The 26,206-nt window shown below is 66.0% G+C and carries 21 protein-coding genes; 2 read left to right on the top strand and 19 right to left on the bottom strand.

The window, feature by feature from the left end; all coding sequences use genetic code 11:
- Positions 1-126 precede the first annotated feature (126 nt).
- Positions 127-366 carry a hypothetical protein gene (locus tag GGQ74_RS13130; RefSeq protein ID WP_167942051.1) on the bottom strand — a complete coding sequence of 80 codons (240 nt, stop codon included), beginning with the start codon at positions 364-366 and terminating at the stop codon, positions 127-129.
- Positions 367-867: 501 nt separating this feature from the next.
- Here GGQ74_RS13130 and GGQ74_RS13125 point away from each other — a divergent pair.
- Positions 868-1,275 (top strand): Ros/MucR family transcriptional regulator, encoded by a 408-nt coding sequence (locus GGQ74_RS13125; protein ID WP_167942223.1) that lies wholly within the window; start codon positions 868-870, stop codon positions 1,273-1,275.
- A 105-nt stretch (positions 1,276-1,380) separates the two neighbouring features.
- Here the strand turns inward: GGQ74_RS13125 and fcl are convergent, their stop codons facing one another.
- The 8 genes from fcl to GGQ74_RS13085 all read right to left on the bottom strand — a co-directional run bounded on the left by fcl (position 1,381) and on the right by GGQ74_RS13085 (position 10,849).
- Positions 1,381-2,319 (bottom strand): GDP-L-fucose synthase, encoded by a 939-nt coding sequence (fcl, locus tag GGQ74_RS13120; RefSeq protein ID WP_167942050.1) that lies wholly within the window; start codon positions 2,317-2,319, stop codon positions 1,381-1,383.
- Between the two features lie 14 nt (positions 2,320-2,333).
- A complete protein-coding gene (locus GGQ74_RS13115; protein ID WP_167942049.1) occupies positions 2,334-2,591 on the bottom strand; it encodes a DUF6899 family protein in 258 nt (85 codons plus the stop codon).
- Between the two features lie 13 nt (positions 2,592-2,604).
- Positions 2,605-6,105, bottom strand: a complete 3,501-nt coding sequence (locus GGQ74_RS13110) for a YhaN family protein (protein ID WP_167942048.1) — start codon at positions 6,103-6,105, stop codon at positions 2,605-2,607.
- Positions 6,102-7,358, bottom strand: a complete 1,257-nt coding sequence (locus GGQ74_RS13105; RefSeq protein WP_167942047.1) for a metallophosphoesterase family protein — start codon at positions 7,356-7,358, stop codon at positions 6,102-6,104. The genes GGQ74_RS13110 and GGQ74_RS13105 overlap by 4 nt, the downstream gene beginning before the upstream one ends.
- Positions 7,359-7,911: 553 nt before the next feature.
- Complete coding sequence (locus tag GGQ74_RS13100) at positions 7,912-8,985, bottom strand: SO_0444 family Cu/Zn efflux transporter (RefSeq protein WP_167942046.1); 1,074 nt, start codon at positions 8,983-8,985, stop codon at positions 7,912-7,914.
- Positions 8,986-9,013: 28 nt separating this feature from the next.
- Complete coding sequence (locus tag GGQ74_RS13095) at positions 9,014-9,391, bottom strand: ArsR/SmtB family transcription factor (protein ID WP_167942045.1); 378 nt, start codon at positions 9,389-9,391, stop codon at positions 9,014-9,016.
- A gap of 297 nt (positions 9,392-9,688) precedes the next feature.
- Complete coding sequence (locus tag GGQ74_RS13090) at positions 9,689-10,597, bottom strand: DMT family transporter (protein WP_167942044.1); 909 nt, start codon at positions 10,595-10,597, stop codon at positions 9,689-9,691.
- 66 nt (positions 10,598-10,663) lie between these two features.
- Positions 10,664-10,849 carry a hypothetical protein gene (locus GGQ74_RS13085; RefSeq protein WP_167942043.1) on the bottom strand — a complete coding sequence of 62 codons (186 nt, stop codon included), beginning with the start codon at positions 10,847-10,849 and terminating at the stop codon, positions 10,664-10,666.
- A gap of 325 nt (positions 10,850-11,174) precedes the next feature.
- On the opposite strand from GGQ74_RS13085, the gene GGQ74_RS13080 reads away from it, so the two are divergent.
- Complete coding sequence (locus tag GGQ74_RS13080) at positions 11,175-13,340, top strand: sensor domain-containing diguanylate cyclase (protein WP_245168309.1); 2,166 nt, start codon at positions 11,175-11,177, stop codon at positions 13,338-13,340.
- Between the two features lie 126 nt (positions 13,341-13,466).
- On the opposite strand, the gene epsC is transcribed toward GGQ74_RS13080, so the two are convergent.
- From epsC to GGQ74_RS13030, 10 genes are all read right to left on the bottom strand, one after another.
- The gene (epsC, locus tag GGQ74_RS13075) at positions 13,467-14,348 is read right to left on the bottom strand and encodes a serine O-acetyltransferase EpsC (protein WP_167942041.1); all 882 of its coding nucleotides are present in this window, start codon (positions 14,346-14,348) and stop codon (positions 13,467-13,469) included.
- A 14-nt stretch (positions 14,349-14,362) separates the two neighbouring features.
- Positions 14,363-15,301: a cysteine synthase A gene (gene cysK, locus GGQ74_RS13070; RefSeq protein ID WP_167942040.1), complete on the bottom strand. Its 939-nt coding sequence runs from the start codon at positions 15,299-15,301 to the stop codon at positions 14,363-14,365.
- Between the two features lie 13 nt (positions 15,302-15,314).
- Positions 15,315-16,508 (bottom strand): cysteine desulfurase NifS, encoded by a 1,194-nt coding sequence (gene nifS / locus GGQ74_RS13065; protein WP_167942039.1) that lies wholly within the window; start codon positions 16,506-16,508, stop codon positions 15,315-15,317.
- The gene (gene nifU / locus GGQ74_RS13060; RefSeq protein ID WP_167942038.1) at positions 16,505-17,341 is read right to left on the bottom strand and encodes a Fe-S cluster assembly protein NifU; all 837 of its coding nucleotides are present in this window, start codon (positions 17,339-17,341) and stop codon (positions 16,505-16,507) included. The genes nifS and nifU overlap by 4 nt, the downstream gene beginning before the upstream one ends.
- 104 nt (positions 17,342-17,445) lie before the next feature.
- Positions 17,446-19,374 (bottom strand): asparagine synthase (glutamine-hydrolyzing), encoded by a 1,929-nt coding sequence (asnB, locus tag GGQ74_RS13055; RefSeq protein ID WP_167942037.1) that lies wholly within the window; start codon positions 19,372-19,374, stop codon positions 17,446-17,448.
- A gap of 1 nt (position 19,375) precedes the next feature.
- A complete protein-coding gene (locus GGQ74_RS13050) occupies positions 19,376-20,344 on the bottom strand; it encodes a glycosyltransferase (protein ID WP_167942036.1) in 969 nt (322 codons plus the stop codon).
- Positions 20,341-21,303, bottom strand: a complete 963-nt coding sequence (locus tag GGQ74_RS13045; protein ID WP_167942035.1) for a class I SAM-dependent methyltransferase — start codon at positions 21,301-21,303, stop codon at positions 20,341-20,343. The genes GGQ74_RS13050 and GGQ74_RS13045 overlap by 4 nt, the downstream gene beginning before the upstream one ends.
- The gene (locus GGQ74_RS13040) at positions 21,296-22,597 is read right to left on the bottom strand and encodes a lipid II flippase MurJ (protein WP_167942034.1); all 1,302 of its coding nucleotides are present in this window, start codon (positions 22,595-22,597) and stop codon (positions 21,296-21,298) included. Before GGQ74_RS13040 ends, GGQ74_RS13045 begins: the two co-directional genes overlap by 8 nt.
- A gap of 230 nt (positions 22,598-22,827) precedes the next feature.
- Complete coding sequence (gene htpG / locus GGQ74_RS13035; RefSeq protein WP_209280202.1) at positions 22,828-24,726, bottom strand: molecular chaperone HtpG; 1,899 nt, start codon at positions 24,724-24,726, stop codon at positions 22,828-22,830.
- 157 nt (positions 24,727-24,883) lie between these two features.
- The gene (locus GGQ74_RS13030; protein ID WP_167942033.1) at positions 24,884-26,143 is read right to left on the bottom strand and encodes a glycosyltransferase family 2 protein; all 1,260 of its coding nucleotides are present in this window, start codon (positions 26,141-26,143) and stop codon (positions 24,884-24,886) included.
- Between the last annotated feature and the right edge of the window lie 63 nt (positions 26,144-26,206).

Genomic DNA, 26,206 nt, shown 5'->3' with positions numbered 1-26,206 from the left:
CCGCAGGGAATCGGCTCATGATAGCATGCACGGCGGTTAGCGCAATCGTCGTAAGTGGCGCAGAAAAACGAACGCCCCCTAGCGGTGTGCCGGGGGGCGTTGCTCTCTCTTTCCTGAAGGGCTTGGTCAGCCTTCAGCGGGTTCGAAATTTGCGGCGATCATGGTTGCGTCGTCTGGTCCAGCCTGTGTGCCGAGTTCCTTCGCGACGCCGTGGCAGACGAGCCTTCCGCCGATCATGTCCACGTATCCTGCGGAGATGACGACGGAATACGGAAGCTGCTCCCGCATCTCCTCATGCCTGATCTTGTCGGGAAAAATGAACGGGCAGGGGCGGCCGGAGAAATCCTCGAAGATGATGTATTTCATGTGTCCTCCTGCGTGCGGTTGCGAGGGCGTGTGCCATCGTCCGGTAGTCATGGTCTATAAGTCCATTCCGTGTCCTTGTAAATCCGCTTTGGGGCGATTGCGGCTCGTCTTTGGGGCGTGCGCGCAGTGGATGGCGGGTGAGCGGCCGTTTCGGGGGAAAATGGTCACGCGGTTTACGGAAGACGTCCGGTTTCGAGCCGTTTGCCGATGCTACTGCGAGTTTTTCGGAGAGAGCCGCATGTTCATGTTGTGGTGGGGATGCTCTGTGGATGCGAAGATGCAGGGGATAGTGGCGGTTCTCCACGTTTTTGGTGCGATGTTCACTGTGCGTGTGAAGGTATATCGCTTCGTGAAAAATGGGGTTGATTTGATAGGGCAAATATGCAACATACTAGATACAGTATGAAGTACTGTTGTGGCTGGAGTCGTCGGAAGTCTTTCTCTTTCTGACATCATGCACGGCAGGCGATATGCCCCGGCTGTAAACAAGGAGATGCCATGATGGATGATTACTTGAAGGAAGCGCTGGAGATCGTCAAGGCGCAGGCCAGCGTGCGCACCCTGACCGAAGAGGAAATCACGTCCATGGTCAGGAAGCTGGCCGACGGCATCAGGGGAATTTCCGAGGGCACGCCGCGCGTGGAGGAGAAGTACGAGCCGGATGTCGACCCGCGCAAGGCCATCCGCGAGAAGTCCATCATCAATCTCGAAGACGGCAAGCCCTACAAGATACTCACCAAGAAGAATCTCGCCAAGTTCGGCCTGACCCCGGACGAATACCGCGAGAAATGGGGCTATAAGAAGGGCACCCCGCTCATCTGTAAGGCCCTGCAGCGCGAGCGCCGCAAGAAGATGAAAGACATGAAGCTGTGGGAGAAGAGGAAGGAAGCCCGTCGCGGCAAGAAATAGCCTCCTCCCGTCGTAGGACACAGGGAAGAAACCCCCGCCATTGGCGGGGGTTTTTGTTTGGACCAGGGACGGGATGCCCCGTGTGGGCTGCTGTGTAGCGGGGGCCTAGGCGCGGGACGCGGCGTTGGCCGTGAACCATGCGTAGGTTTCGGCGAGCCCCTCGCGGAGGTCGCGCGCTGGGTGCCAGCCAAGCGCCGTGAGCCTCGACACGTCGAGGAGTTTTTGCGGCGTGCCGTCGGGGCGGGAGGCGTCGAAGACGATGTCTCCGTCGAAGCCGACGATGTCGCGGATCATCTCTGCCAGTTCGCGGATGCTCATGTCGCGACCGGTGCCGACGTTGACGATGTCCTCGCCGGAGTAGTTGCGCATGAGGAACACGCAGGCTTCGGCGAGGTCGTCCACGTGCAGGAATTCGCGCCGGGGCGTGCCGGTGCCCCATACCGAGGCCTGCTTCGCGCCCAAGGCCTTGGCCTCGTGGAACTTGCGGATGAGGGCGGGCACCACGTGGGAGCTCACCGGGTCGAAGTTGTCGGCGGGGCCATAGAGGTTGGTCGGCATGAGGCTTATGGCGTCGAACCCGTACTGGCGGCGATAGGCCTGACACATCTTGATGCCCGCTATCTTGGCGATGGCGTACCACTCGTTGGTGGATTCCAGCGGTCCCGTGAGCAGGTGCTCCTCGCGCATGGGCTGCGGAGCGAGGCGCGGATAGATGCACGACGAGCCGAGGAACAGGAATTTGCGGACGCCGCTGGCCCATGCCTCGTGGATGATATTTGTTTCGATGGCGAGGTTGTCGCGGATGAATTCCGCCGGGCGGGTGTCGTTGGCGAGGATGCCGCCCACGCGCGCCGCGGCCATAAAGACGTATTCCGGCTTGTGCAGGGCGAGGAAGTCGCGCACGGCGGCCTGTTCGGTGAGGTCGCACTGGGCGTGGGTGGCGGTTATGATGTTGCCGTATCCGGCGCGGCCGAGGGCGCGGACGATGGCCGAGCCGACAAGGCCCCGGTGTCCGGCGACGTAGATTTTCGAGTCCCTGTGCATGGCGGCTCCGTGTGTCAGCGAATGTCGCCGTTTTCGGCGATCTTGCGGTCTTCGTAGGGGGCGAGATGCCTGCGGTACCATTCGAGCTTGGCGTGTTCCATGGCGCTCGAACACATGGCGAGCTTGGCGTAGCTTTCGCCCGTGCGCTCGACCACCAGCGAGGCCAGCCTGTAGATGCAGTAGTTCATTTCCCCTTCGCTCTCGACATTGGCCGCGAGCTGTTCGAGAAGGTCGTCGAAGGCTTCGCGGCGGTCCTGCGTGATGTATGGCATCGCGTGCTCCTTTCTAGCATCCGGGAAGATTCAGTTCGAGAAGAAGATCGTGGGGAACGGCGTCGCGGGCCAGTTCGCACAGGCGCGTGTGGTGGGTGAAGAAGATCACCTGCGTCCGGCGCGCCAGTTCCGCGAGAACGCCAAGCGTCGCGCGGGAGCGGTCGTCGTCGAAATGCACGAGGATGTCGTCCACCACAAAGGGCAGCGGCGGATTGGCGTCCAGATAGTGGGAGAGCGCGGCAAGCCGCAGGCTCAGGTAGAGCTGGTCGCGCGTGCCGTCGCTCATGGCGGCGACCTCGATGCGTTGGTCGCCGTTGCGCGTGCCCATGAGCACCGGCTCGTCGCCCTCGCCGATGTCGGCCCGTAGGCCGTCGAAGGAGCCGAGGGTCAGCGTGCTGAAGAGCTTTGCGGCGCGGGTCAGCACGGGGTTCTGGTGTTCGCGGCGGTAGCGTTCGATTTCGGTGGTCAGCACGGCGGAGGCCAGCCGCAGCCGTACGAGGCGGTCCACGTCGGTCTGCATGCCTGCCAGCACCTGTTCCGCTTCCTCCGCGCAGGTCGCCGCGCGGGAGCGCCCGTCCAGCGCGTCGAGGCGGGTCTTCAGGCTGCCGATTTCGCGGTCCAGCGCGGTGCGCTGTTCTTCGGCCCTGTCGCGCTCCGTGGTGAGGCGGGCCAGTTCGGCGTTGGCGGCGTCGGGGTCGGTGTCTGTGACCTCGTCGGCAAAGGCCGTGGGGTCATCCGTTCCGGTGAAGGTCAGAATCTGGTTTTCCGCTTCGCGCAGGGCCTTTTCAGTCTCCCTGCGGCGGGCGGAGGCTGTTTCGGCTTTGGGGAGCGCGTCGGCGGTGGTCACGTTGGCCTCGGCGCACATGGCGCGAAGGTGCGCCTCGGCGCGGGCGATGGCCGTTTCCGTTTCGCCGAGTGCCGAGCGGGCGTCCGCAAGTTGAGCGGAGAGGAGGGCGCGTTTTTCGGCATTGGCCCGTGTCTGATTGAGGCGCACCCCAAGCTGCGATGCGGCGTCCTCGGGGCGAAGTGTGGTCAGCTCCGGCGCGAGGGCTGCGGTCAGCGCGTTCACCTCGGTGGAGAATGCGGCGAATTCCCGGTCGATGTCGTCGATGCGCGTGCGGCGCGAGGCCGCCTCGTCCAGCGCTACGAAGAGGTCCGTGATGTCGTCGAGGGCGGCGAAGGCCTCGCGCGGTGCGGGGATGCTGGCGAGGCCGAGGGGAGCAATGGCCTGTTTCCAGTCCAGACGGGCTTTTTCGTGCAGAGTCGCGGCGTCCTCGGCTACGGCCTTGGCAGTCTGCGCTTCGGCGGCGAGGCGACGGATTTCCCGCTCCATGTCGCAGCGCGTCTGGCGTGTGGTTTCGGCGTCGCGCACGAGCGCCTCGGCGCGGGCGATGGCGTTTTGGAGGCGCGTATCCGCGTCGAGGGGCTGGGCGAGGGCCGTCATGCATGCGGTGATGTCGTCGATGCAGGCGCGGACGGTGTCCCCGATGCCGTCCATGGTCTGGCGTCTGGAACGCAGGGTTTCGGCGTGGCGTAGGGCTTCGGCGCGCATGCCCAGCCAGCCGCGCATGCCTGCGGGGTCGAGGGGCGTTATGCCGCAGGGGTTCCACAACGCGGCCCAGCGCGCGGTGAAGTCCTCGCGTTCGCGCTCAAGCCGTTTTTTCTGGTCAGTGAGCTGCGTAAGTTCGGCGTCGATGCGGCGCAGGTCGCTCTGGGCGGTTTCGCGCAGGGTGACGCGCTCGGCGTGGCGGAACATGTCGTCCGCGGTGGCGTCGCCCTCGTGCAGGCGGCGGTCGAACGTGTCGGCAAGGGCTGTGGGGGTTTCGAATTCGGCACGGTAGGCGTCGCTTTTCTCGCACCACGCCTCGCGCACGAGCCGCCATGTCCGGTCGCGCTCGCTGCGGGCGGCGGCGAGTTCGGCGTGGTCGGGCACCGTGCCGCCGGAACTGGCCTGTTCGAGGTCGGCCGCGCGGCGCAGGCGTTCGTGGCGCAGGCGGTCGATGTCCGTATCGAGAGTGCGGGCCGCATCGTCGAGGCGCTGTGCGTCGGCCTCGGCGGTGCGGACGGACTCCTCGGGCGGGACGGGAAGGGCCGTCAGTTTGTCGATGTCTCCCTGCCATAGGGGGAGGCGATCGAGGAGCGTTTGCACGTCCTTTTGGGCCGTCTGATGTTCCTTGAGGGCCTCGGCGTAGCGCGTGCGCAGGTCGCCGAAGGACTGGGCGCGGGTGATGGTGGCCGCGAGTTCAGTGACGTCGGGAGCGGCGGGAAGCGCGTCGAGAGCCGTGCGGGCCGTGTCGAGGGCGCGGGTGGTGTCCCGCTGGGCCTGTTCGGCCGCGCTTTGGCGGTCCGTGGCGCGGGTGAGCTGTTCCCCGGCGCTACGGATGGTTTCGCGCTGGGGTCTGTTCAGGCGCAGGCATCCCGCGTCGGCGAGGTCGAGGTCCGGGCGCAGTCCGGCCAGCAGGCGCGTGGCACGGGTGCGGAATTCGGCACATTCGCCCTCGATGCGGGGGCGGTCCAGCTGGGCCTTGCGATGGGCGCTTTCGGTCGTCGCCACTTTTTCCACGCGCGCGGCCATGTCGAGAAGCGCCTCGGGCACGTCGAGGGCGGCGATGTCGGTGGTGAGCCGTGACACGTCGCCAGCGAGCCGCGCGCGAAGGGCGCTCTGCTCGGCGAGGGCGGTCTGCGCGGCCTCCCGGCGTCTGGCAAAATCGTCCGCCAGCAGGGGGGCGTTTGCCACGTGCGCCTGCTCGGCGAGGAGCGCGTCCCTGCGCAGGATGATCGGCCGCGCCGAGCACAGGCGGTCCAGACGGCTGACGCGGCGGGTGAGGTCGTCGATGTCGCGCTGGATAGCGTTGCGTTCCGCGCTACGCCGGTCGAACTCTTCGCGAAGTTCCTCGAAGACGCGGGGCGCGGTGGCCAGATCGCGGGCCTCCTGCACCTTGGCGGCATGTTGGGTCAGCGCGGCATTGAGGCGTTGATTTCTGCCGCGCGGGGTGAACAGGGCGTCCTGCTCGGCGCGAAGGGCGTCGAGAATGTCGCGCAGGTTGGCGATGCCGGACCCCGCCGCGAACAGGCTTTCGCCAAGTCCGCCGCCGGAGCGCAGGATGTCGCGCCCGCCCTCGGACAGGGTGCGGTGGCTGATGCCGAAGAGCGTTTCGAAGGTCTCGCGGCTGACGCCGGAGAGGTGCGAGGCGAGCGCGCCCTCGTCCATAGGCTGGCCGGTGGCGTCGAGGAGCGTGTTCTTGCGGCCCTTGCGGCGGATAATGTCGAGGGTTGCGCCGTCGTTTCCGGCGATGCGCGCGCCGATGCGCAGGTGCTTCGTCTGATGGATGAAGTCGTCCTGCGTGCGTTCGGGGATGCCGTAGAGCAGGTTGGTCAGGGCGCGCAGGGCGGAGCTTTTGCCTGCCTCGTTGGGACCGTAGACGACGTGCAGGCCGAATCCGTTGGCGGAGAAGCGCAGCGCGCTGTTCGTGAACGGGCCGTAGGCTTCGAGGTTGAGCGTCAGGAATTTCATGCGACGTCTCCGGAGTGGGCCACGATGCGCGCCAAGAGTAGCTCACGCGCGTCGCGCACAAGGGCCGAGCGCACGGCTGGGTCGCTCGTGTCCGGGAGGTCTATGGCGGCGGGGAGCTTGGTCCGCAGGTCGGCAATGTCGAAGCCCAGATCGTCGAAATTTTCGTCGCCGGATTCCAGCCGGTCCAGATAGCGCAGCAGTTCGCCCTGCGGGGTGTTCGAGGAGCGTAGCGCCGCCACATCCACCGGGGCGCTCGTGGCGAGGATGATCTTTTCCACCCATGCCCGTGCGGCGCTGGCGTCCGTGGCGGCGTGGCGGATGAGCGCGGCGGTTCTGTCCGGGTCCGCCGACAGTTCGGCGTGGGCCGCGCAGGCTCCGGTGATGGTCAGGCGCACGGCCAGCGGGCGGCCCTCTGCGGCGCGCAGTTCGTCCCCAAGGGCGGTCGCGAAACGCTCGGCGATGTCGTGCGTCGTGGCGGCGTCAGTGGCGTCCACGGCGACGGACGCCCAGCGCATGACATCCATCGGGACGAAGGTGTGGACGGCGTGGCCCGAGGCGTCGACATCCACGCGCACGCAGCCCTTGGGACCGGTCTCGCGGATGTGGCGGCCTTGCAGGCAACCGCAGTAGACCACCGGCGGCTCTGTGCCGAGGATCTTGTGGTCGTGGACGTGGCCCAGCGCCCAGTAGTCGTAGCCCGTTGCCGCGAGGTCCGCCATGCTGCACGGGGCATAGTTGGCGTGCCCCTCGCTGCCGCTGGCAGCGGTGTGCAGCAGGCCGATGTTGAAAAGTCCGGCAATTGCTGTGGGATAGTTCGCGGCGAGGTTTTCAGTGACCGCCGGGGTAGGGAAGCTTTGGCCATGCACGGCGACGGTGAGGTCGTCGAAAACGACGGTCTGCGGCTGGCGCGAGTCGAGCACGGTGACGTTTTCCGGCAGGGGCAGGTGACGGGTGATGGAACTGGCGGCGTCGTGATTGCCGTGGAGCATGACCACGCGCACGCCGCCGTGGCGCAGGCGCGTCATTTGGCTGGCGAAGAAGAGTCCGGTCTGGAAGTCCTTCCAGTCTCCGTCGTAGATGTCGCCCGCGAGGACGACGAGAGGGATGCCTTCGTCGAGGGTGTAGGTGACGAGGGTGTCGAGGGCGCGGCGCGTGGCGGCGCGGACCTCTTCGGCCGGTGCGCCGTCGTAGCGCTCAAGGCCTTTGAGGGGGCTGTCGAGATGGATGTCCCCCGCGTGGATGAAGCTCGGCATGTGCAGACTGTCCCGGTGTTGTGCTGTCGATGTGTCCAGCGCTTTGGGTACACCAAAAAGGGAGGGGAATCCATACGATGTATCGCATGGCGGTGGGTGGGGCAGTGGGTGGAAGGAGGGGCGTGAGGGCGGTCCGGGAGGGGGGGGCGCGGGCAAAAGGAAACCCGCCGATGCGCTTTTATCGGTTATCCGACTGAATCCCGGAGCCAGTCACTGGCTTCAGCCCTAGGGAAACATCTTGCGCGGCAGGGTTTCGCGGGGCGTCTCGATACGCCCGTTATGGTGCAATGGCTCTTGTCCCACATACCCTCCTGCTGGCGGTGCGCCATGTCGGCGTGTATCGCATCAGGACCATTCCTGTTGACTAATAATACTGCCGCAAGTGGAAATGTCAAGTGCATCGGCAAAAATGCCCGGTATAGGCCAAAATGTGGAGATTGGGCCATGCGTTGCGTTGCTCATGCGTGTGGTGCTGGCGTCGGTGTTTTGTGGTGTGTCGTCGCGTTGGCCTTGGGATGACGCGCGGACGGTGGCCCGTCCGCGCGTCGGATGGTCAGTGGGAGTGGTTGTGTCCGTGCTTTCGGCCCATGATCACGCTGCGGGCGATGAGTGCGAGAAGGAGCACCGTACAGACAATGGAGAAGACGGAGGTGGATTCCGTCCCCGCCTTGTGAATCCACGAGGCGATGTCGAGGCCGAGGGCGGCGTAGAGGCGGTTGGTCAGCCAGCCCAGCGCCAGCGAGCAGACGGCGATGGTGCCGATGTAGGCCACCACGGCCTTGCGCCCGAGGATGTGCGAGACCACGGCGATGGTGGCGGTGTTCGTGGCCGGTCCGGCCAGCAGAAACACGAGGGCCGCGCCGGGGGACAGGCCCTTGAGGGCCAGCGATGCCGCGATGGGCGTGGAGGACGTGGCGCAGATGTAGAGCGGCACGCCAATCACCAGCATGACCACGAGGGAACCGAGTTCGCCGCCGAGAGAATTCTCGATGAATCCCGCAGGAACCAGCGCGCTGATGAGCGCTGCGGCCACGGTACCCGCCAGCAGCCACACGCCGATGTCGGCGAGCATTTCGCCGAAGGCGTGTCGGAAACCGTCTTTGATGCGCTGGGGCAGGGGCGGGCGAGTGGTTTCGGCATGCGCCGGTGTTGCGCAGGCTCCGCCGCATCCGCAGGAGTGGGCCATGGGCAGCGTGCGCTCGGCCGGGGTCTTTTCGTCGGGCAGCGCGTTGACGATGAGCCCTGCGGCGGTGGCGGTGATGAGGGCGGAGAGGGGGCGCAGGATGGTCATCACCGGGTCGAGGAGCGCCCACGTCACGGCGATGGAATCCGCGCCGGTTTCGGGGGTGGAGATGAGGAAGGCGGTGGTCGCGCCCTTGCTTGCGCCCTGCCGCCGCAAGCCCGCGGCCGCAGGGATGACGCCGCACGAGCACAGCGGGAGCGGGACGCCGAGGATGGAGGCCTTGAGCACCGAACGGTACGAGTTGCGGCCGAGGTGTCGGGCCACGAGGTCGTCCGGGACCAGCGCCTTGACCAGCGCGGCCACGGCGAAGCCGAACAGCACGTACGGCGCGGCTTCGTTCAGGATGAGCCAGGTTTCCCCGGCGAAGGTTTCGAGAAAGTTCATGGTGCGTGTCGCCTTTGGAAAGTGGTGATCAATCGGTCCGCCCGGAGCGGTCCTCCAGCACATGCGCGAGGCCCTGATCCATGAGCAGGCGGACATGGTCGTCGTCTAGCGCGTAGTAGACGGACTTGCCGTCCTTGCGGTTGCGCACCAGCTTTGCCTGCCGCAGCAGCCGCAACTGGTGGGAGACGGCCGACGACGTCATGCACAGAAGCGCCGCGATGTCGCACACGCACAGCTCCGTGACCGACAGCGCATGCAGGATGCGCACGCGGGTCGGGTCGCCCAATACCTTGAACAGGTCGGCAAGCTCGGAGAAGCGCTCGGTGGCGTGGGAGTGTCGTCGGACTTTCTCTATGGCGTCGGGATGCTTGCAGGTGGCATCGCAGGTGTCGCGGTGGCCGTTCATGGAAACCTCATCATGTGAATGGTTGTTCATATGTTTAACCGTTCAATAATGCGGATGCGGCGCATCGTCAAGGGGGACTGGCGAGAAAGGGACGAAGGATAATGATTTCAAGTGGATAATATGGTCAGGGATGGGGTGCGGGAACAGTGGGTGCGGAGCGTGGGCGATGGTGACGGAAAGACGAGGGGCGGCTACGGGGTGCGTAGGGCAAGCGAGGTGTGGTACGAAGGGAAATGCGGCCGCCGAGCGGCTGCGGGGCGCACGCCGGGTGCGTGCGCCGGGGAGGATGACGGTTCGCTAGGAGCGGGCCGCGGCTGTTGCGGGCTGGCGCTCGGGCCACAGCTGGGCGGCGAGCATGCCTGCGAGCATGAGGGCGCAGCCGAACATGGCGCGAGTGGTCAGGGTTTCGCCGAGGATGAGCCAGCCACCGAAGGCAGCGAACACGGCTTCAAGGCTGAGGATGATGGCCGCGTGGGTGGGCGGGGCGTCTTTCTGGGCGATGATCTGGAGCGTGAAGGCCACGCCCACGGGCATGATGCCGCCGTACACGATGGGAATCCAGCCCGCGGCGATGCCAGCGAGGGTAACGTCCTCGAAGGCGAGGGCGCTTGCGGTACACAGGACGGAGCACACGGCGAACTGGCCGAAGGCGAGGCGCACGCCGTCGAGCTTCGGGGACAGCCAGCCGAGGACCTGCATGTGCCCGGCCCAGAGCACCGCGCCGATGATGACGTAGGTGTCGCCGGGGGCGATGGTGAAGTCCTTGGTGACGGAGACGAGGTACAGGCCTACGGCTGCGGCGGCAGTGCCGATGAAGCCGCCGACTCCCGGCCGCTGCCCGAGGGCGAGGCCGAGGAAGGGCACGATGACCACGTAGAGTCCGGTGATGAAGCCCGCTTTGGCGGCGGGAGTGTGGATCATGCCGATCTGCTGGAGGCTCACGGCGCAGAATAGGGCGGTGCCTGCGGCCAGAGCGCCGAGGAAGATGAAGTTTGGCTTCACTCCCGGAGAGACGGCAGGGATGCCCTTGCGGTCGTGCCAGATCAGAAGTGGCAGGAGCGACAGCGCACCTATGGCGAAGCGCACGGCGTTGAAGGTCATGGGACCGACGTAGTCCATGCCGGAGCGCTGGGCGACGAAGCCCGAGCCCCAGATGGCGGCCGTGACGAGCAGCAGAATGTTGGCTTTGAGAATGCGGGCGTTCATGGCCGCAAAGCAATATCCCGCTTCCGTTTGGAAGGCAACATCCTGCGGCCTGATCTGGGCGATGCGCTATTCGACGACGACCATGCCGCCATTGAAGATGTGCACGCTGTAGCGCCGCTGGCACTTGAGACAGATGTCCGAATACCTCTTGCGTTCCCGGTAGGGGTGAGTGGCCGTGTGGCCGCAGGTGGGACAGCGGACTTCGATGTCTTCGCGGGGGAGTTCACTGGCGTCGTAGAAGTGGATAGTCATGTCTGTTCTCCGTGGAATTCGAGTGTTGCCAGCATCATTGTGTTGGAAGTTATTTTTTCCAGACAATTGAACGTTGTCATGGCTGTTGAAAAAATGCAATAGAATGGTGTCCGTTTTGTCATGGTGGTGTGACGGTCGCGTCGTGTTGGTTGAAACGTGATGTTTCGATCCTTTTCGTTGGTGGAAAATGCAAGGATTGACTTTGCGTTGTCATGGGCCGATGCTTTCTGCATGATTCGAGAAAACAATCGGCTTGCGGTGAAACGATACGGAGCATGCGATGGCGGCGAATGGACAGAGCGTTTCGAAGGAAAATGGTGCCGTGATGCGGAATCTGGCCGCCATGGGGCTGCATTTCGTGAAGATATTCGTGCCGCTCGTCATGGCGCTATCCGCCGTGGCGCTGATGCTGTACTTCAAGGAGTCCCAGCGTACGCTCGAATCCCTCATCGACATGGAGCGCAATCGCATTGTCACTGAGAAGGCCATCGTGGAGCGCAATCTGCAAATGGTCGTCTCGGATCTGCTGTTTCTGTCCGGTATGTATGCGTTGACCGAGGATGGTCTGAGTCCCGAAACGCATGTCGATTCCACACGCCTTGGCGAGGCGTTGGCCCGCTTTGCCCGCACCCGTGGCGTGTACGGGGAGATTCGGTTCATCGACGACGCGGGGCGGACCATCGCTGGCGTGTGGGCGGATCGGGGGGGCGTGCGAAGCATTGGCGCGAGCGACGGCATGGAGCGCTTTGTGCGGGAGGATTATCTGCATGCGCGCGACCTCGGGCGTGGCGAGTTGCTCGTGTCGCGATTCGATCTGGGTAGCGCGCGTGGCGAGGCGCGGGTGCCGCTCCAGCCACGGCTGCGGCTTATCGCGCCGGTTTTCGCCCGCTCCGGAAAGCCCGTTGGGCGAGTACTCATTGCGTTCAACGGCGGACGGCTGTTCGACGAATTACGCGTGCGACACGTCAACTCGCCGGGGCAGATCATGATGCTCGACGAGGATGGCTATTGGATGCTTGGTCCCAATCCGGAGCAGGAATGGGGATTCATGCGTGAGGACGGCAAGAGCCTGACCATGGCCGTGGAGAACCCCGAGGTATGGTCGCGCATTGGCGTCGATGGGACGGGGCAGTTCCGGGATGCCGCAGGCCTGTACAGCTTCGACACCATCGACCCGGTGGCGGTTGCCGGGCATGAGGCCCAGCGGATGTTTCGCGTCGAGACGGCCGGGGCGCGTGGGCTGCCGGGACGCACGGTGCGGTGGGTGCTCGTGTCCCATGTGCCGGAATCCGTGCTGGCCGGGCTGCTGTCCGCTCAGAATCGGTCCTACCTGTTCGGCTACGGCATGCTGCTTCTGCTCGTGTCCGCTGGAGCGTGGATCGTGGCCCGCGCCAACGGCGAGCGTACCGCGGCCTACGCCGAACTCGCGCGGACCAACGACGATCTCAACACTGTGGTCGAGCGCCTCGAACGGCGCAACCGCGCCACCGTGCGCATCAACACCATGGTCGATTTCCTTCAGGCCTGCCGTAGCGAGAACGAGATTTTCTCTATCGTGGCCTCCAACGCGGCGAGCCTGTTGCCCGGAACCTCGGGCATGCTCAATATCCATAACGACGAGACGGGGCTGCTTGAATGCGTGGCCTCGTGGGGCGAGGGCTTCTGCGGACGGTCGCTGTTCACGCGGGAATCGTGCTGGGCTTTGCGGCGCGGGCAGACACACATCGTGGCGCGGCCCGGCGAGGGGCCGCCCTGTCAGCATTTCCAGCCGGAGCCGACCACGGGTGCCATCTGCGTGCCGCTCATCGCCCATGGCAAGGTCACTGGGCTTTTGAGCGCATTGTTCCCGCCCGATACCCAGACCATGGATCAGGAACGCCTGCAACGCTACGCCGTGACTGCCGAGCAGCACCTCGTGGTTGTGGCCGAGCATGTGGCGCTCACCCTGTCCAACCTGCGCCTGCGCGAGTCCCTGCGCGAGCAGTCTATCCGCGATCCGCTGACGGGCCTGTACAATCGGCGTCACATGGAGGAATCCCTCGTGCGGGAGTTCAGCCGAAGCGAGCGTCATGGACACAGTCTGAGCGTTATCCTGCTCGACGTGGACCATTTCAAGCGCTTCAACGATACCTACGGGCACGAACTGGGCGACGAGGTGTTGCGCAGGCTCGGCGAGACCCTGCGCACCCTGAGCCGCGCCGAGGACATCGCCTGCCGCTTCGGGGGCGAGGAGTTCATGCTCATCCTGCCTGGGGCGACGGCTGGCAATGCGGAGCGCCGTGCCGAGGAGATTCGCTCGGCGGTGGAGAATCGCATGAAGATCCGCCATGGCGATCAGAAGCTGAACGTGACCATTTCCCTCGGCGTGAGCGAATATCCGGCCCATGCCTCCAGCGTGGATGCGCTCATCGCCACCTCCGACGCAGCACTCTACGCGGCCAAGGAAGCCGGGCGAAACCGGGTGATGTTGGCGAGCCCCCTCGATGTGTGATCCGCTCTGAACGGGCGATGTACAGAAAAGAAAACGGGGACCGGATGCGTAAGCGTCCGGTCCCCGTTCTTATTCATGTGGATGGGGCGTGCGGGATGGGTGCCGTGCGCCGTGAGCCGCGCCGAGCTATTCCTGATCGGCGGGCGTCTGGAGTACGCGGGTGCCTGCGGGCACGTCGCGGGTGAGCCACACGTTGCCGCCGATGACCGCGCCCTTGCCGATGGTGACGCGGCCGAGGATGGTCGCCCCGGAGTAGACGATGACGTCGTCCTCCACGATGGGGTGGCGGGCGATGCCCTTGATGAGCACGCCGTCCTCGTCCTTGGGGAAGCTCTTCGCGCCGAGCGTCACGCCCTGATACAGGCGCACGTTGCGGCCGATGACGCAGGTCTCGCCGATGACGGTGCCTGTGCCGTGGTCGATGAAGAAGTGCTCGCCGATGTGCGCTCCGGGGTGGATGTCGATACCCGTGGCGGAGTGGGCCATTTCCGTGATGATGCGCGGAATGAGCCGTACGCCGAGGCTCTGGAGCGCGTGGGCGATGCGGTAGTTGGTCACTGCGTGGATGCTGGGGTAGCAGAAGATGGTTTCCCCGGGGCCGACGGCGGCGGGGTCGCCCTCGTAGGCGGCCATGACGTCCGTAGCCAGCAGGCGACGCAGTTCGGGCAGGGCTTCGATGAACCTGCGGCAGGTCCGCTCGGCCTCTTCCTCGCAGCGGGTACAGTCGAGGTCCTCAAGGGCGCACACGAAACAGTGCCCGCGGTTGATCTGCTCAGTGAGCAGACGGCGGATTTTGTCGAGGTTGGTGCCGATGTGGTAGCGCATGTTCTCCGGCTCCACCTCGGAATGTCCGAAGTAGCCGGGGAACAGCACGGCGCGCAGCCTGCTTACGATCTCGGTGAGAATCTCCACCGAGGGCATGGGGGCGTGGCGCTTGGGGCTGTGGTACACTGATTCGTAGGAACCCGGTGCGCACAGTTGGTCGATGACGTCGTCCATGAAGCCCATATTGCGGTTACTCCTCAGGACTGTCCGCGCGCGTCGGCGAACAGTGCGGTGCTCAGATACCGTTCTCCGGTATCGGGGATGATGACCACGACGAGCTTGCCCGCGTTTTCTGGGCGGCGGGCCATCTCCACGGCGGCGTGCACCGCCGCTCCGGCCGAGATGCCGCACATGATGCCTTCCTCGCGCATGAGGCGGCGGGCCATGGCCAGCGCGTCCTCGGTGGCGACGGGGAAGGCCTCGTCAACGAGGCTCGTGTCGAGGTTTTTGGGGATGAATCCGGCGCCGATGCCCTGAATGCCGTGCGGGCCGGGTTTGCCGCCGGAGATGACGGGAGAGTCGGCGGGTTCCACAGCCACCACGCGCACTTCGGGTTTTTTGGCCTTGAGGGCGCGCGCCGTGCCGGTGAGTGTGCCGCCGGTGCCGACTGCGGAGATGAAGATGTCCACCTCGCCGTCGGTGTCGTCCCAGATTTCGCTGCCGGTGGTGCATTCGTGGATGGCCGGGTTGGCCGGATTGTCGAACTGCAGCGGCATGAACGCACCGGGAGTTTCCGCCACGATCTGCCGCGCCCGCTCGATGGAGCCGGACATGCCCTCAGCAGCCGGGGTCAGCACGATCTGCGCGCCAAATCCGGCAAGCAGGGTGCGGCGTTCGATGCTCATGCTCTCCGGCATGGTCAGGATGAGCCTGTAGCCGCGCACGGCGCACATGCAGGCCAGACCGATGCCGGTGTTGCCGCTGGTGGGTTCCACCACCGTCGCGCCGGGGGCGAGAAGTCCCCGACTTTCGGCGTCGAGGATGAGGTTCACGCCCACGCGGTCCTTCACGGAACCGCAGGGGTTGAAGAATTCGAGCTTCGCCGCAACGCGTGCGGGTGCGCCCTCGGTGACCTTGTTCAGGTACACCAGCGGGGTGCCGCCCACGAGGCGGGTGATGTCGTCCGCGATGTTCATTGCCGTTCCTTGTCTAACAGGTGCAGGGCGGCAGTTCCGGACCGTCGCCGTTCCTGAAGGGGCTGATCTCCCGCAGCCGTTTGATGATGGCGGGCATTTCCGCCAGCACGAGGTCCACATCCGCGTCCGTGTTGTAGCGGGACAGGGAGAAGCGGATGGAGCCGTGGGCGAAGGTAAAGGGCACGCCCATGGCCCGCAGTACGTGCGAAGGTTCCAGACTGCCCGACGTGCAGGCCGAGCCGGAGCTTGCGCAGATGCCCAGCCGGTCCATGAGCAGCAGGATGGCCTCACCCTCTACATACTTGAAGGAGATATTGGCCGTGTTGGGCAGCCGGTGTTCCGGGTCGCCGTTGAGGCGCGTATCCGGGATGGCGCTCATGAGGCCCTTTTCCAGCCTGTCTCGCAGTGCCTTCACGCGGGTGTTCTCCTCCTCGATGTGCGAGGTGGCCAGTTCCATGGCCTTGCCGAGGGCCACGATGCCCGCGGTGTTCTCCGTGCCCGCCCGGCGTCCGCGCTCCTGATGCCCACCCAGGAGGAAGGGCCGAAAACGCGTGCCGCGCCGCACGAACAGCGCTCCCACGCCCTTGGGCGCGTGTAGCTTGTGCCCGGACAGGGCGAGGAAATCCACGGGCAGTTTCGCGAGGTCGATGGAAATCTTACCCACGGCCTGCACGGCGTCCGTATGCAGGAGCGCACCGCGTTCCTTAACGATTTGAGCGATCTCCGGCAAGGGATAGACGTTGCCCACTTCGTTGTTGGCGTACATGACGGACACGAGGGCCGTGTCGTCGCGCAGGCTGTCGCGCAGTTCGTCGAGGTCGAGGCGGCCGTGCTCGTCCACGCCGAGGTAGGTCACGTCATAACCGCGTTTTTCCAGCTTCTGGGCCACGGTGAGCACGGCGGGGTGCTCCACGCGGGTGGTGATGATGTGCCGCTTGTCCGGCTGTGCGGACAGGGCGGAGTGGATGGCGGTGTTGTCGCCCTCGGTGCCGCAGGCGTTGAAGAGGATTTCGCCGGGCTCGCAGCCGAGCCCCGCCGCCACGCGGGCGCGGGCCTCGTCGATGCTGTGGCCGACCTGACCGCCGAAGGCGTGCATGGAGGACGGGTTGCCGTAAAGCTCCGAGAAGAAGGGAAGCATCTCTTCCAGAACTTCCGGGGCGACCTGCGTGGTGGCGTTATTGTCGAGGTAGACGGTGCGCTGGCTCATGCGGAGACCTCCTTCACCACGATGTCGGGATCGACCAGCTCGCGCAGGGTCTTCTGCACGAAGTCGGTGAGGGTGAGCTGGCTTGCCGGACAGTTGGTGCACGCGCCGCGCAGGGCCACCTGCACCACGGTGCCCGTGATGTCCACGAGCTCGATGTCGCCCTTGTCCTTGCGCAGGCTGGGGCGGATTTCCTCGTCGATGACCTGCATCACCAGTTGCATGCGCTGGATGTTGGTCAGGGGCTTCTTCTCCGCCGGTGCCTCGGTGTGCGCCTGTCCGCGCACCTCGTCGAGGAGTTCCTGAATGCGGGGGACGCAGTCGCCGCAGCCGCCGCCGGCCTTGGTGAAGTTGGTCACGTCCTCAACGGTCTTCAGGTCGTTCTCGCGGATGGCGCGGCGGATGAGTTCGTCGGTCACGCCGAAGCAGTGGCAGACGAGTTCGCCCTCAAGCTCGACCTTTTCGACCTTCTCGCCATAGTAGTTCTTGATGGCCGCTTCGAGGGCCTCCTGACCCATGACGGAGCAGTGCATCTTTTCCTTGGGCAGACCGCCGAGGAAGTCGGCGATGTCCTTGTTGGTGATCTTTTGCGCCTCGTCGATGGTCTTGCCCTTGAGCAGTTCGGTGAGGGCGGAGCTGGAGGCGATGGCGCTGGCGCAGCCGAAGGTCTGGAACTTGGCGTCGGTGATGACGCCGTCTTCGATCTTGAGGAACAGCTTCAGCGCGTCACCGCAGGCGAGGCTTCCCACTTCGCCCACGGCGTTGGCGTCGTCGATGGAGCCGACGTTCTTCGGCTCCAGAAAATATTCCTTAACCTTGTCGGTATATTCCCACATGAGCGTGTCTCCTGGCAGCGTATCGCCCGAGAGGTGCATTTCTCCCGGGCGTTTTCATATCCGAGAGTATAAGTCCGAATTCCCCGGGAGGGAAGTGACGCAGGTCAAATTTCATCGGATTTGTCCGCCGGTTGCGCGGCGGACGGCGCGCGGGCCGCGTCGTGCCACGCCTGGAGCATCAGCATATCCCAAATGCACGAGTGCCACGAGGTCTGTCCGGCAAGGTAGGCGTCGCGGATGCGGGTGACGGCGGGCGGGTCCAGCAGGCCTGCGGCGCGCACGGCGTCCTGCGCGAGCATGTCCGCGCACCAGTCGCGCAGTTCTGCGGACAGCCAGTGCTCCACGGGGACGGTGAAGCCCATCTTGGGCCGCTCGGTCAACTCCGGTGGCACGTGGCGGCCCAGCACGTCGCGCAGTGGGCGCTTTGTGCACTGTCCGTCGCGCTTGAGGTGCGTGGGGAGCGTGGCCGCGAACTCGACGAGATGATGATCGAGCAGCGGCACGCGGGCTTCGAGGCCCACGGCCATGCTCGCTCGGTCCACCTTGGTTAGGATGTCGTCGGGCAGGTAGTCGCCGAGGTCGCGGCGGCTCATGGCGTGCCATGGGTCGCCGGGGGCGAGGGGTGGCACGAGCGGCGGGGACGCACCGGGAACCAGCTCGTGCGGGCGCGGATGGTGCGCGAGGAACCGGTCGTAGACGCTGGCCATGTCTGGGGCGGCGATGGCGTCGGCCCGCCATGCGATGGCCTTACCCCGGCGGCCGAGGTGTGCGTGGATGGCGCCCGGCAGGGCGGCGAGGGCGTGGGCACAGGCGCTTCGCAGGGAACGCGGGATGCGCGAGAGGGCCGCCCATGCGCGGGCCGTCTCGCCGTAGCGCGTGTAGCCCGAGAACAATTCGTCGCCGCCGTCGCCGGACAGGCACACCGTGACGTGCTCCCGTGCGAGGCGGCACAGGAGCAGCGTCGGAATCTGCGAGGCATCGCCGAAGGGTTCGTCGAAATGGCGCGGGATGTCGGGCACGGCGGCCAGCAGGTCTGCGGGGCCGAGGCGGAAGGACGTATGCCGCGTGCCGAGGTGTGCGGCCACGCGCGCGGCGTGGTCCGATTCGTCGAAGCCCGATTCCGGGAAGCCGATGGAGAAGGTGCGCACCCGATCCGGCGCGGCGCGGCACATGAGGGCGACCACTGTGGATGAATCGATTCCGCCGGAAAGGAAGGCTCCGAGGGGGACGTCCGAGATGAGGCGGCAGCGCACCGCGTCGGTGGCGAGATCCTCAAGCATCCGGGCGGCGTCCTCGGCAGAACCTGCGAAGGGCGTGTGTGCGCCGCGTTCCCAGACCTCGTCCACGCTCCAGTAGGCGTGCGTTTCGCTGCGGCCCGTGGCGGCGTTCACGGTGAGCATGGTGCCCGGCGCGAGCTTGCGCACGCCTTCGTGGATGGACAGTGGGGCTGGAATGTAGCCGAGGCGCAGGTAGCGCACCAGCGCGTCGCGGTCCACGCCAGCGGCGAAGTCCGGGTGCGCGCGAAGGGCCTTGAGTTCGGAGCCGAAGATGAAGGTACCTCCGCACTGGCCGTGATAGAGCGGCTTGATGCCGAGTCTGTCGCGCACGAGGGTCAGGGTGCGTTCGTGGGTGTCCCAGACGGCCATGGCGAACATGCCGCGTAGGCGGGGCAGCGTGTCGCGGATGCCCCACTGGGTGAAGGCAGCGAGCATGGTCTGCGTGTCGGAGCCACCGGAAAAGCTGTGCCCGAGCGGTGCCAGCTCGCGGCGCAGGGCGAGGTGGTTGTAGATTTCGCCGTTGTAGACCACCACGTAGCGCCCGCAGCGCGAGCGCATGGGCTGGTGCCCGGCGGGCGAGAGGTCGAGGATGGACAGTCTGCGGTGCCCGAGGCCCACGCCGGACGCGGCATCGACCCAGACGCCCCGGTCGTCCGGTCCGCGATGGGCGAGGCTGTCGGCCATGGCACCGGCCACGGCCTCGGCGCTGGCCGCGTCCACGGGGTGGAAGGCGAGGAATCCGGCGATGCCGCACATGTCAGCGGACCTCCTCCATCTGCCTGCGCCTGGCACGGCGTTTGAGCCACGTTGTGGGCGAGGCGAGGGACAGCAGAGCACCCATGGCCGCCCCGCCGCGTCCGTGCGCATGGAACTGGGCGATGGCCCGGACCAGTGCTGCGGGGCCGCCTCGGGCGCATTCCGTATGCAGGATGCCGCGCGCTTCGATGGCGAGCATGCGCCTGCGCCAGCCGTTGGCCTCCTCGCTTGTGAGGACGCGTCGGCGCAGGGCCGCATCGGCCACGGAATCGAAGATGCCGAGGTTGGCGATGCGCTGGGCGAGGGGCGCGCCAAGTCCCGCGCTGCCCGGATGCCTGCGCCAGTCCCCCGCGATGTCCGGGATGAAGGCCACGGAGCCTTCGAGGGCGAGGCGGTAGAGGGATTCCCAGTCGCTACTCAGAACGTCCATGCCGTAGAAGCCGATGGCGAGGGCCGTTTCGCGTCGGTAGAGGGTGGCGAGGTGAAGCACGTTGACGCGCTGGTCCGGCAGGACCAGCAGGAAGTCCCGTCCGCTCATGAGCGGCGGTGCGGATGCGTTGACCGGCGGAATCCTGCGGGAGCCATCGGGGAAAAGCTCCGCGTGACGGCCGCAGACGAGCATTACGTCCTGCGCGGTCCGCGCGGCGGCCACCGCGTGGGAGATGAAGTCCGGCGCGGTGAGCCGGTCGTCGCCGTCGAGATTCAGCACCCATTCGCCGTTGGCGCGTTCGGTCAGTGTGTGGCGATAGTTGCCCACGCGGCCCAGATTGGTCTCGTTGACGAAGAGGCGAAGGCGCGGGGCGTCCGCGAGGGGGGCGAGGGCTTGCGCGGTTCCATCTGTGGAGGCGTCGTCCGAGACCACGACCTCAAGATTCGGATAGTCCTGCGCGAGGGCGCTTCGGACGGCGTCGCCCACCAGTTCCCGCTGGTTGCGGGTGGGGATCATGATCGTGACCAGCGGATGGGTCACGTCCGTTCGTCCCTGCGCGCCCATACGGTCATTCGTCCGGTCTGTCCGCAGGCGGCGGCCAGCGCGGCCAGCGGATACAGAGCGTGGTTGAGGATGCCGGGGGTTTCCGTCCTGCGCAGCAGGAGACGGCCGAGGGCGCTGGTGCGCGGAGTGTCCAGCAGCGCATTGCCCATGCTGCCCAGCAGATTGGCGAGGGTGCGTTGGTGGATGACGCGGGTGGTGGTCCATCCCGCTGCCGCAAGCAGGCGGGCGATGGACTCCGGGGTGAAGTGGAGGAGATGGGTGGGATCCTGCAGTGGATACCACGTTTCGCCGAAGATTTTGAATTCGAGGGCGGAGATGTCCGGCACGGAGATGGCCAGCCATCCGCCGGGGCGCGTCCAGCCGTGCAGCAGGCGCAGGGTGCCGACGGGGTCGAAGAGGTGTTCCACCACCATCCACGCCGTGACGAGATCGTAGGGCGTGTCCGGTGCCGGGGCGTCCTGCGGGGTTCCCGTGTGCACGTTTAGCCCCTGGCTTCGCGCATGGGCCGAGGCGCTGGGCGAGGGTTCGATGCCCGCTACGTCCCAGCCCTGCGCGGCCATGAACTGAATGTATGCGCCGGATGCGCAGCCCACGTCGAGCAGACGGCCCGGTTGGCACGGGGGCACGGCCTGCGTGTCGAAGCGGAAGACGGAGCGCAGCGCCCTGCGCCATGGAGCCATCTTGCGCGCGATGGCCGTGTCGTCCATCCGCGTTCCCTCGTAAGGACTGTAGTCGTCGGGATAGAACAGGGGCATGGCCTCGGGCGTGGGGCGCGGCGAGGTGCGGGCCACACCGCAGGTGTTGCAGCGCAGCACGCGAAACGTGTCGGGCATGCCGTGCGAGCGGTCGCGCCCCGTGAGCAGGACCGTGTCCCCGCTGGTGCAGCCCAGCGGGCAGGGCGCTTCGGTGAAGATGGGTGCGGACGGTTCAGACATGTGGTGCCTCATGGAACCCCCGAGTGGTGAGTGTGTCCGCCGCGTGGAGCGTTCGGCGCAGGAACCATGCGAGGAGCGCGGCGTTGAGAAGATAGTACAGGCTTGTGCCGATGGCGATTCCCGTCACCCCCGCGATGAGGAATCCGGCGACCTTGGCCCCGAGGCCGATGGTGAAGCCGAAGACGCCGATGCGGGTGGGCGTTGTGGAATCCCCCCGTGCGTAGAAGCAGTTGGCGAGAATCTGCCCCGCAGCGCCGCCGAGCCACACGCCGCCAAGGGCCATGAGCAGCACCCATAGCCGTAGCGTGTCATCGGACGTGAACTGGCGATAGCCGAAGGTCAGGTCCAGCAGTGGCCGGCCCGCAAGGGCGAGGAGCGCGAAACAGCCGAGGGCCACACCCGTCGCGGCGGCGAAGCGGCGTCCCCCGATGCGCCGGAAGTCGTCTTCCCGGTGCGCTTCGGCGGCGTGGGCCAGCGCGGGAAGCGCCGGGGCGGAGATGCCCTTGTCCAGAACGATCTGCCCCGCGCTGTATATCTGCGTGCCCATGTGCAGGAGCGACATGTCGCCCGCCGGGGCCATGGAGGCCAGAATGCGGTCCACGCAGGTTCCGGACTTGTAGTAGGCGTTGCCGAGGATGAGCGGGCGCATGCGCAAAATGGCGGTGGCAAGCCCCTCGTCGGAGCGTTGGGGACGGCGGTAGGGACCGAGGACGTGGGCGAGGAGCAGGGTGTGGACCAGCGGTTTTACGGTCATGGTCCATGCGGCGGGCACCACGCCGTGATGCGGCAGCACCCACGCCATGAGAGACAGCATCAGCGTGCCCGCCAGCAGGCCTGCCAGCTCCACGCGATAGAAGCGCTGGCGGGCGTGGTTCATGCTCATGGTCATCCACGTCAGCGCGGCGAGGAAGGTGGCCGCGAACTGCGGCGGAGCCAGCGCCACGGTGAGGGCGCGCGCTTCGGCGTCGAAGCCGGGCACGATGAGCGCAGTCCACAGCGGGGCTGAGAGGGCAAAGACAGCGCACAGCGCCGCAAAGGCCAGAGCGCCGTACAGGAAGACGCTCCACGCGGTGCGGGAGAAGTCGTCGCCCTCGCGCACGGCCAGCACCGGGACGAGCACCGGAATCAGCGCACCGCTGACCACGCCGATGATGAGCTGCGGCACCACGAGGCTCGCGAAGAACGCGTCCGCCTCGCGTCCCGCGCCGAGGGTGGTGACCACCAGCCACTGCGCGGCGAAGAGTACGACGATGTTCATGCCGCCCAGCAGGCCGAGCAGAAGGGCCTTTCGCATGGATTCCCCGGTGTTCGGTGAGGTCGGGAAGGCCGCGGCGCGCTGTCTGGGGCGGGCCGCGGGTCTGGTCTTTCGGTTCAGTATGGGAAAATACGTGACATTTCGATGTGGTGTCAATGCGTTGGGAAAATGTCGCGGTCGTCGTGGGGCGGGGCGGGGGAAAGGAAACGGGGTACCCGTCGCCGTGTGCGACGGGTGCCCCGTGATGGATGCGTGGTTCGCGGTGCTGGCTAGACGTGCCGGATTTCGGCGTACCAGCCGCTGGACTTCTCCAGCAGCTCGTTCATGCGCGCCACCAGCGCGTGGGGATCGTCGAGGTAGCCCTCCTGAAGCAGGGCGGATTCGAGGATGTGCTCGGTGGCGGAGCGGAAGAAGGCGTCGTCGCGGTCCTTCTTGAAGATGCGCAGCAGATTTCTGGCCATGGCGTGGTCGCGGTTGATTTCGAGGATCTTCACCGGGGGCGTGGTGTCCTTGGACATGATCTGGAGCATCTTCTGCATCTGGGAGCTCATGCCGCCGTCGGGGCTGACGAGGCAGGCCGGGCTGTCCTTGAGGCGGCGGGAGATGCGCACATCCTCCACCCGTTCGCCGAGGATGGACTTCATGGTGGCGATCATGTCCTCGAAGGTCCTCTCGTCGTCGGCACCGAGGGCCTCGGGCGCGGCGGCGGTGTCCTCCGCATCGGCGAAGGCGTCGAGGGCGGCCATGTCGGCCTGCTCGGCGGCCACGAGGTCGTGGTCCTTGTACTGGCGCAGGGCGTCGAGGATGAACTCGTCGATGGGCTCGTAGAGGTAGAGCACCTCAATGCCCTTGCGGCGGAAGATTTCGCCGTGGGGGTTCAGGCGGATGGCCTCGCGGCTGGTGCCGGAGATGAAGTAGATGTCCTTCTGGCCGTCCTTCATGCGCGAGACGTAGTCGGCAAGCGAGGTCAGGCCCTCGGCGTCCGCGTCTGCGGAGGAGTTGAAGCGCAGCAGGTCCGCGAAGGCGTCGCGGTTGGCGTAGTCGCCGTAGCCGAGCTTGAAGACCTTGTGATGGTTGCGCCAGAAGTTGGCGTAGGCATCGGCGTCGTCCTGCGCCAGCTTGGTCAGCCGCGCGAGCACCTGCTTGGTGACGGTGCTGCGGATCTTCCCGATGAGCAGATTCTCCTGAAGCGTCTCGCGGGAGATGTTGAGGGGCAGGTCCTCGGTGTCCACCACGCCGCGCATGAAGCCGAGGTACTGCGGGATGAGATCCTTGTGGCGGCGGGCGATGAGCACGCGGCGCACGTAGAGGTCGAGGCCGTATTTCTCCGGATCGTTGAAGAAGTTTCCGGAGGTCATGTCCGGGACGAAGAGCAGCGCGTTGAACTGCACGGGCGCGTCCACGGCGATGTGCAGGGTGTCCTGCGGGGCCTTGGAGTCGTAGGTCAGGAACGTGTAGAAGTCGTCGTACTGTTCCTTGGTGATCTGGAACTTGGGTTCGCGCCACAGGGCGGGCTGGGTGTTGACCCGTTCGCCGTCCACGAAGATGGGGAACGACACGAAGTTCGAGTGCTCGCGGATGATGGAGCGCAGGCGCTCGGGATCGGCGAACTCGGTGGCCTCGTCCTTGAGGGTGATGCGGATGGTGGTGCCGCGCGGGTTGTCGCCCTCGGCCTCGGCGATGGTGTAGCTGCCGGTGCCGGTGGAGGTCCAGACCACGGGGGTGGCTCCGGGCTGGCCGGAGCGGGTGGTGATGCTCACCTCGCGGGCGACCATGAATACGGAGTAGAAGCCCACGCCGAAGCGGCCGATGATGGAGTCGGCCTTGGTGCCGTTCTTGGCGGCCTCGGCCATGAAGGTGGCGGAGCCGGAATGGGCGATGGTGCCGATGTTTTCCACCAGCTCCTCGCTGGTCATGCCGATGCCGGTGTCGGCGACGGTGATGACGTGGGCGTCCTTGTCGCAGGTGATGTCGATGCGCAGTTCGGCTTCGGCGTCGGCGAGCTCCGTTCCGCTGGCGGACAGGAAGCGGACTTTGTCCATGGCGTCAGACGCGTTGGAGACGAGTTCGCGCAGGAAGATGTCGCGATTTGTGTAGATGGAGTTGGTGATGATGTCGAGAAGCTGGGTGATCTCGGCTTTGAACGTATGCGTAGAATTGGTGGCCATGATGTCCTCCTCGATTGTCGGAAAATTTGGCAGAAAGCTAAGTCTGTGCGGTGGGATGTCAAGAGGGGGAGGGACGGTCGAGGTCCATTGCGGACGACGGGCGTGGCGGGAGAGCGGGCGTAAGGCCCGTGCCGAGGGGAGCCGGGTGTGAGGGGCGTCAGGGTGCCGATGCGGTGGCACAACCGAGGTTTGCGGTGATCCAGTTCGCGTAGAGCGCGGCGTTGCGCTGGTCCTCCATTCGTTCGTAGAGCGTGGACAGGGCGCGCGCCGTCTGGCGCAGGGCTGTCGCGTCGGCCTCGCGGGCCGCTATTTCGTCGCGTGTGGCGGCGGCGGCCTGCGCGATGTCCGTCTGGCCGAGGCGCGTGGCCAGTTCGGCCAGCGCCGAGGCGTTTTTGCCGTGGGGCATGAACAGAAGCTGCGTGAGGCGCACGCAGAGTGCCGCGTCGAGGTCTCCGCTGGATTCCAGCCGCCCTATGGCCAGTTCGTAGCCTTCTTCCCAGAATATTTTTCGTTGTAGTACGTCCAGCAGGGCGGACATGGAGCTTTCTCCGTATTCGCGCATGAGTTCCGTGCTGCGCGTGGCGGGAAGCGCCGGGTAGGGGTCCAGCGCGGAGGTGAGGCGCATCTCGAAGCCGTCGCGGGCGATGAGGGTGTGGAAGTCCGGCCGGAAGCAGTCGTCGCAGCGGTTGGCGAGGAGCATGCCGTTGTGCAGTTCGTTGTCGAATCGTCCTTCGGTGCGCCCGCCGATATGCAGGATCACGCTACCGGGCATCACGCGCAGGTTCAGCCCGCGCTGGCGGATGCGGCAGCACAGCTCCATATCCTCGAAACCATTGCGGTATTCCTCGTGGAAGCCGCCGATGTCTTCGAACAGGGCGCGCGGGATCATGAGCGCGGCGGCGGTGAGGGCCTGAAGCGGGCGACGGACCTGACATAGCGGATGGTCGCCCGGAATGTGCGAGTAGAGGTGCTCCGGCCCGCCGCCCGGATGGATGGCGATGCCGAGGTGCTGCACCGTGCGCGTGCCGGGGTAGAGAAGCAGTGGCCCCACCGCGCCCACGCCGTTGTCATGATCGAAGGCGCCGATGAGCGGGGCGAGCCACCCGTCCTCGGGAATGGTGTCGTTGTTGAGGAAGAACAGCAGGTCCGAGCGGGCGTTCTTCGCGCCGATGTTGCAGGCCGGGCCGAAGTTCGCGTTGCGCCCGAGGGCGACGAAGGTGGATGAGCCGGGAAACAGCGTCACGAGCCGTTCGCGGCAGGCGCGGACGTTGTCCTCGCGCGAGCCGTTGTCCACGACGATGACGTCCATGGCCGCGTCGGCGGCGGTGGCGCGAAGCGCGTCGAGGCATTCGGCCGTTTCGGTCGGATTGTCCCGCACGGGGATGATGACGGAGACGCTGTGGTCGGACATGGACATGTCGTCCTCCGGGGCGTGCGCTGCATGTGCCCGTCGATCAAAGGCAAATGATTGAGTAATGAA

Source organism: Desulfobaculum xiamenense, assembly GCF_011927665.1.
In the GTDB taxonomy this organism is placed as follows: Bacteria; Desulfobacterota; Desulfovibrionia; order Desulfovibrionales; family Desulfovibrionaceae; genus Desulfobaculum; species Desulfobaculum xiamenense.
Note: the sequence above shows the minus strand (reverse complement) of the source record. Positions and strands in the feature narration are given on the sequence as shown.

What these genes read in the sequence shown, in the direction of transcription:
- GGQ74_RS13130 (WP_167942051.1), bottom strand. Translation starts at nt 366, where the DNA reads ATGAAATACATCATCTTCGAGGATTTCTCCGGCCGCCCCTGCCCGTTC.
- GGQ74_RS13125 (WP_167942223.1), top strand. Translation starts at nt 868, where the DNA reads ATGGATGATTACTTGAAGGAAGCGCTGGAGATCGTCAAGGCGCAGGCC.
- fcl (WP_167942050.1), bottom strand. Translation starts at nt 2,319, where the DNA reads ATGCACAGGGACTCGAAAATCTACGTCGCCGGACACCGGGGCCTTGTC.
- GGQ74_RS13115 (WP_167942049.1), bottom strand. Translation starts at nt 2,591, where the DNA reads ATGCCATACATCACGCAGGACCGCCGCGAAGCCTTCGACGACCTTCTC.
- GGQ74_RS13110 (WP_167942048.1), bottom strand. Translation starts at nt 6,105, where the DNA reads ATGAAATTCCTGACGCTCAACCTCGAAGCCTACGGCCCGTTCACGAAC.
- GGQ74_RS13105 (WP_167942047.1), bottom strand. Translation starts at nt 7,358, where the DNA reads ATGCCGAGCTTCATCCACGCGGGGGACATCCATCTCGACAGCCCCCTC.
- GGQ74_RS13100 (WP_167942046.1), bottom strand. Translation starts at nt 8,985, where the DNA reads ATGAACTTTCTCGAAACCTTCGCCGGGGAAACCTGGCTCATCCTGAAC.
- GGQ74_RS13095 (WP_167942045.1), bottom strand. Translation starts at nt 9,391, where the DNA reads ATGAACGGCCACCGCGACACCTGCGATGCCACCTGCAAGCATCCCGAC.
- GGQ74_RS13090 (WP_167942044.1), bottom strand. Translation starts at nt 10,597, where the DNA reads ATGAACGCCCGCATTCTCAAAGCCAACATTCTGCTGCTCGTCACGGCC.
- GGQ74_RS13085 (WP_167942043.1), bottom strand. Translation starts at nt 10,849, where the DNA reads ATGACTATCCACTTCTACGACGCCAGTGAACTCCCCCGCGAAGACATC.
- GGQ74_RS13080 (WP_245168309.1), top strand. Translation starts at nt 11,175, where the DNA reads ATGCGGAATCTGGCCGCCATGGGGCTGCATTTCGTGAAGATATTCGTG.
- epsC (WP_167942041.1), bottom strand. Translation starts at nt 14,348, where the DNA reads ATGGGCTTCATGGACGACGTCATCGACCAACTGTGCGCACCGGGTTCC.
- cysK (WP_167942040.1), bottom strand. Translation starts at nt 15,301, where the DNA reads ATGAACATCGCGGACGACATCACCCGCCTCGTGGGCGGCACCCCGCTG.
- nifS (WP_167942039.1), bottom strand. Translation starts at nt 16,508, where the DNA reads ATGAGCCAGCGCACCGTCTACCTCGACAATAACGCCACCACGCAGGTC.
- nifU (WP_167942038.1), bottom strand. Translation starts at nt 17,341, where the DNA reads ATGTGGGAATATACCGACAAGGTTAAGGAATATTTTCTGGAGCCGAAG.
- asnB (WP_167942037.1), bottom strand. Translation starts at nt 19,374, where the DNA reads ATGTGCGGCATCGCCGGATTCCTCGCCTTCCACCCCGTGGACGCGGCC.
- GGQ74_RS13045 (WP_167942035.1), bottom strand. Translation starts at nt 21,303, where the DNA reads ATGTCTGAACCGTCCGCACCCATCTTCACCGAAGCGCCCTGCCCGCTG.
- GGQ74_RS13040 (WP_167942034.1), bottom strand. Translation starts at nt 22,597, where the DNA reads ATGCGAAAGGCCCTTCTGCTCGGCCTGCTGGGCGGCATGAACATCGTC.
- htpG (WP_209280202.1), bottom strand. Translation starts at nt 24,726, where the DNA reads ATGGCCACCAATTCTACGCATACGTTCAAAGCCGAGATCACCCAGCTT.
- GGQ74_RS13030 (WP_167942033.1), bottom strand. Translation starts at nt 26,143, where the DNA reads ATGTCCATGTCCGACCACAGCGTCTCCGTCATCATCCCCGTGCGGGAC.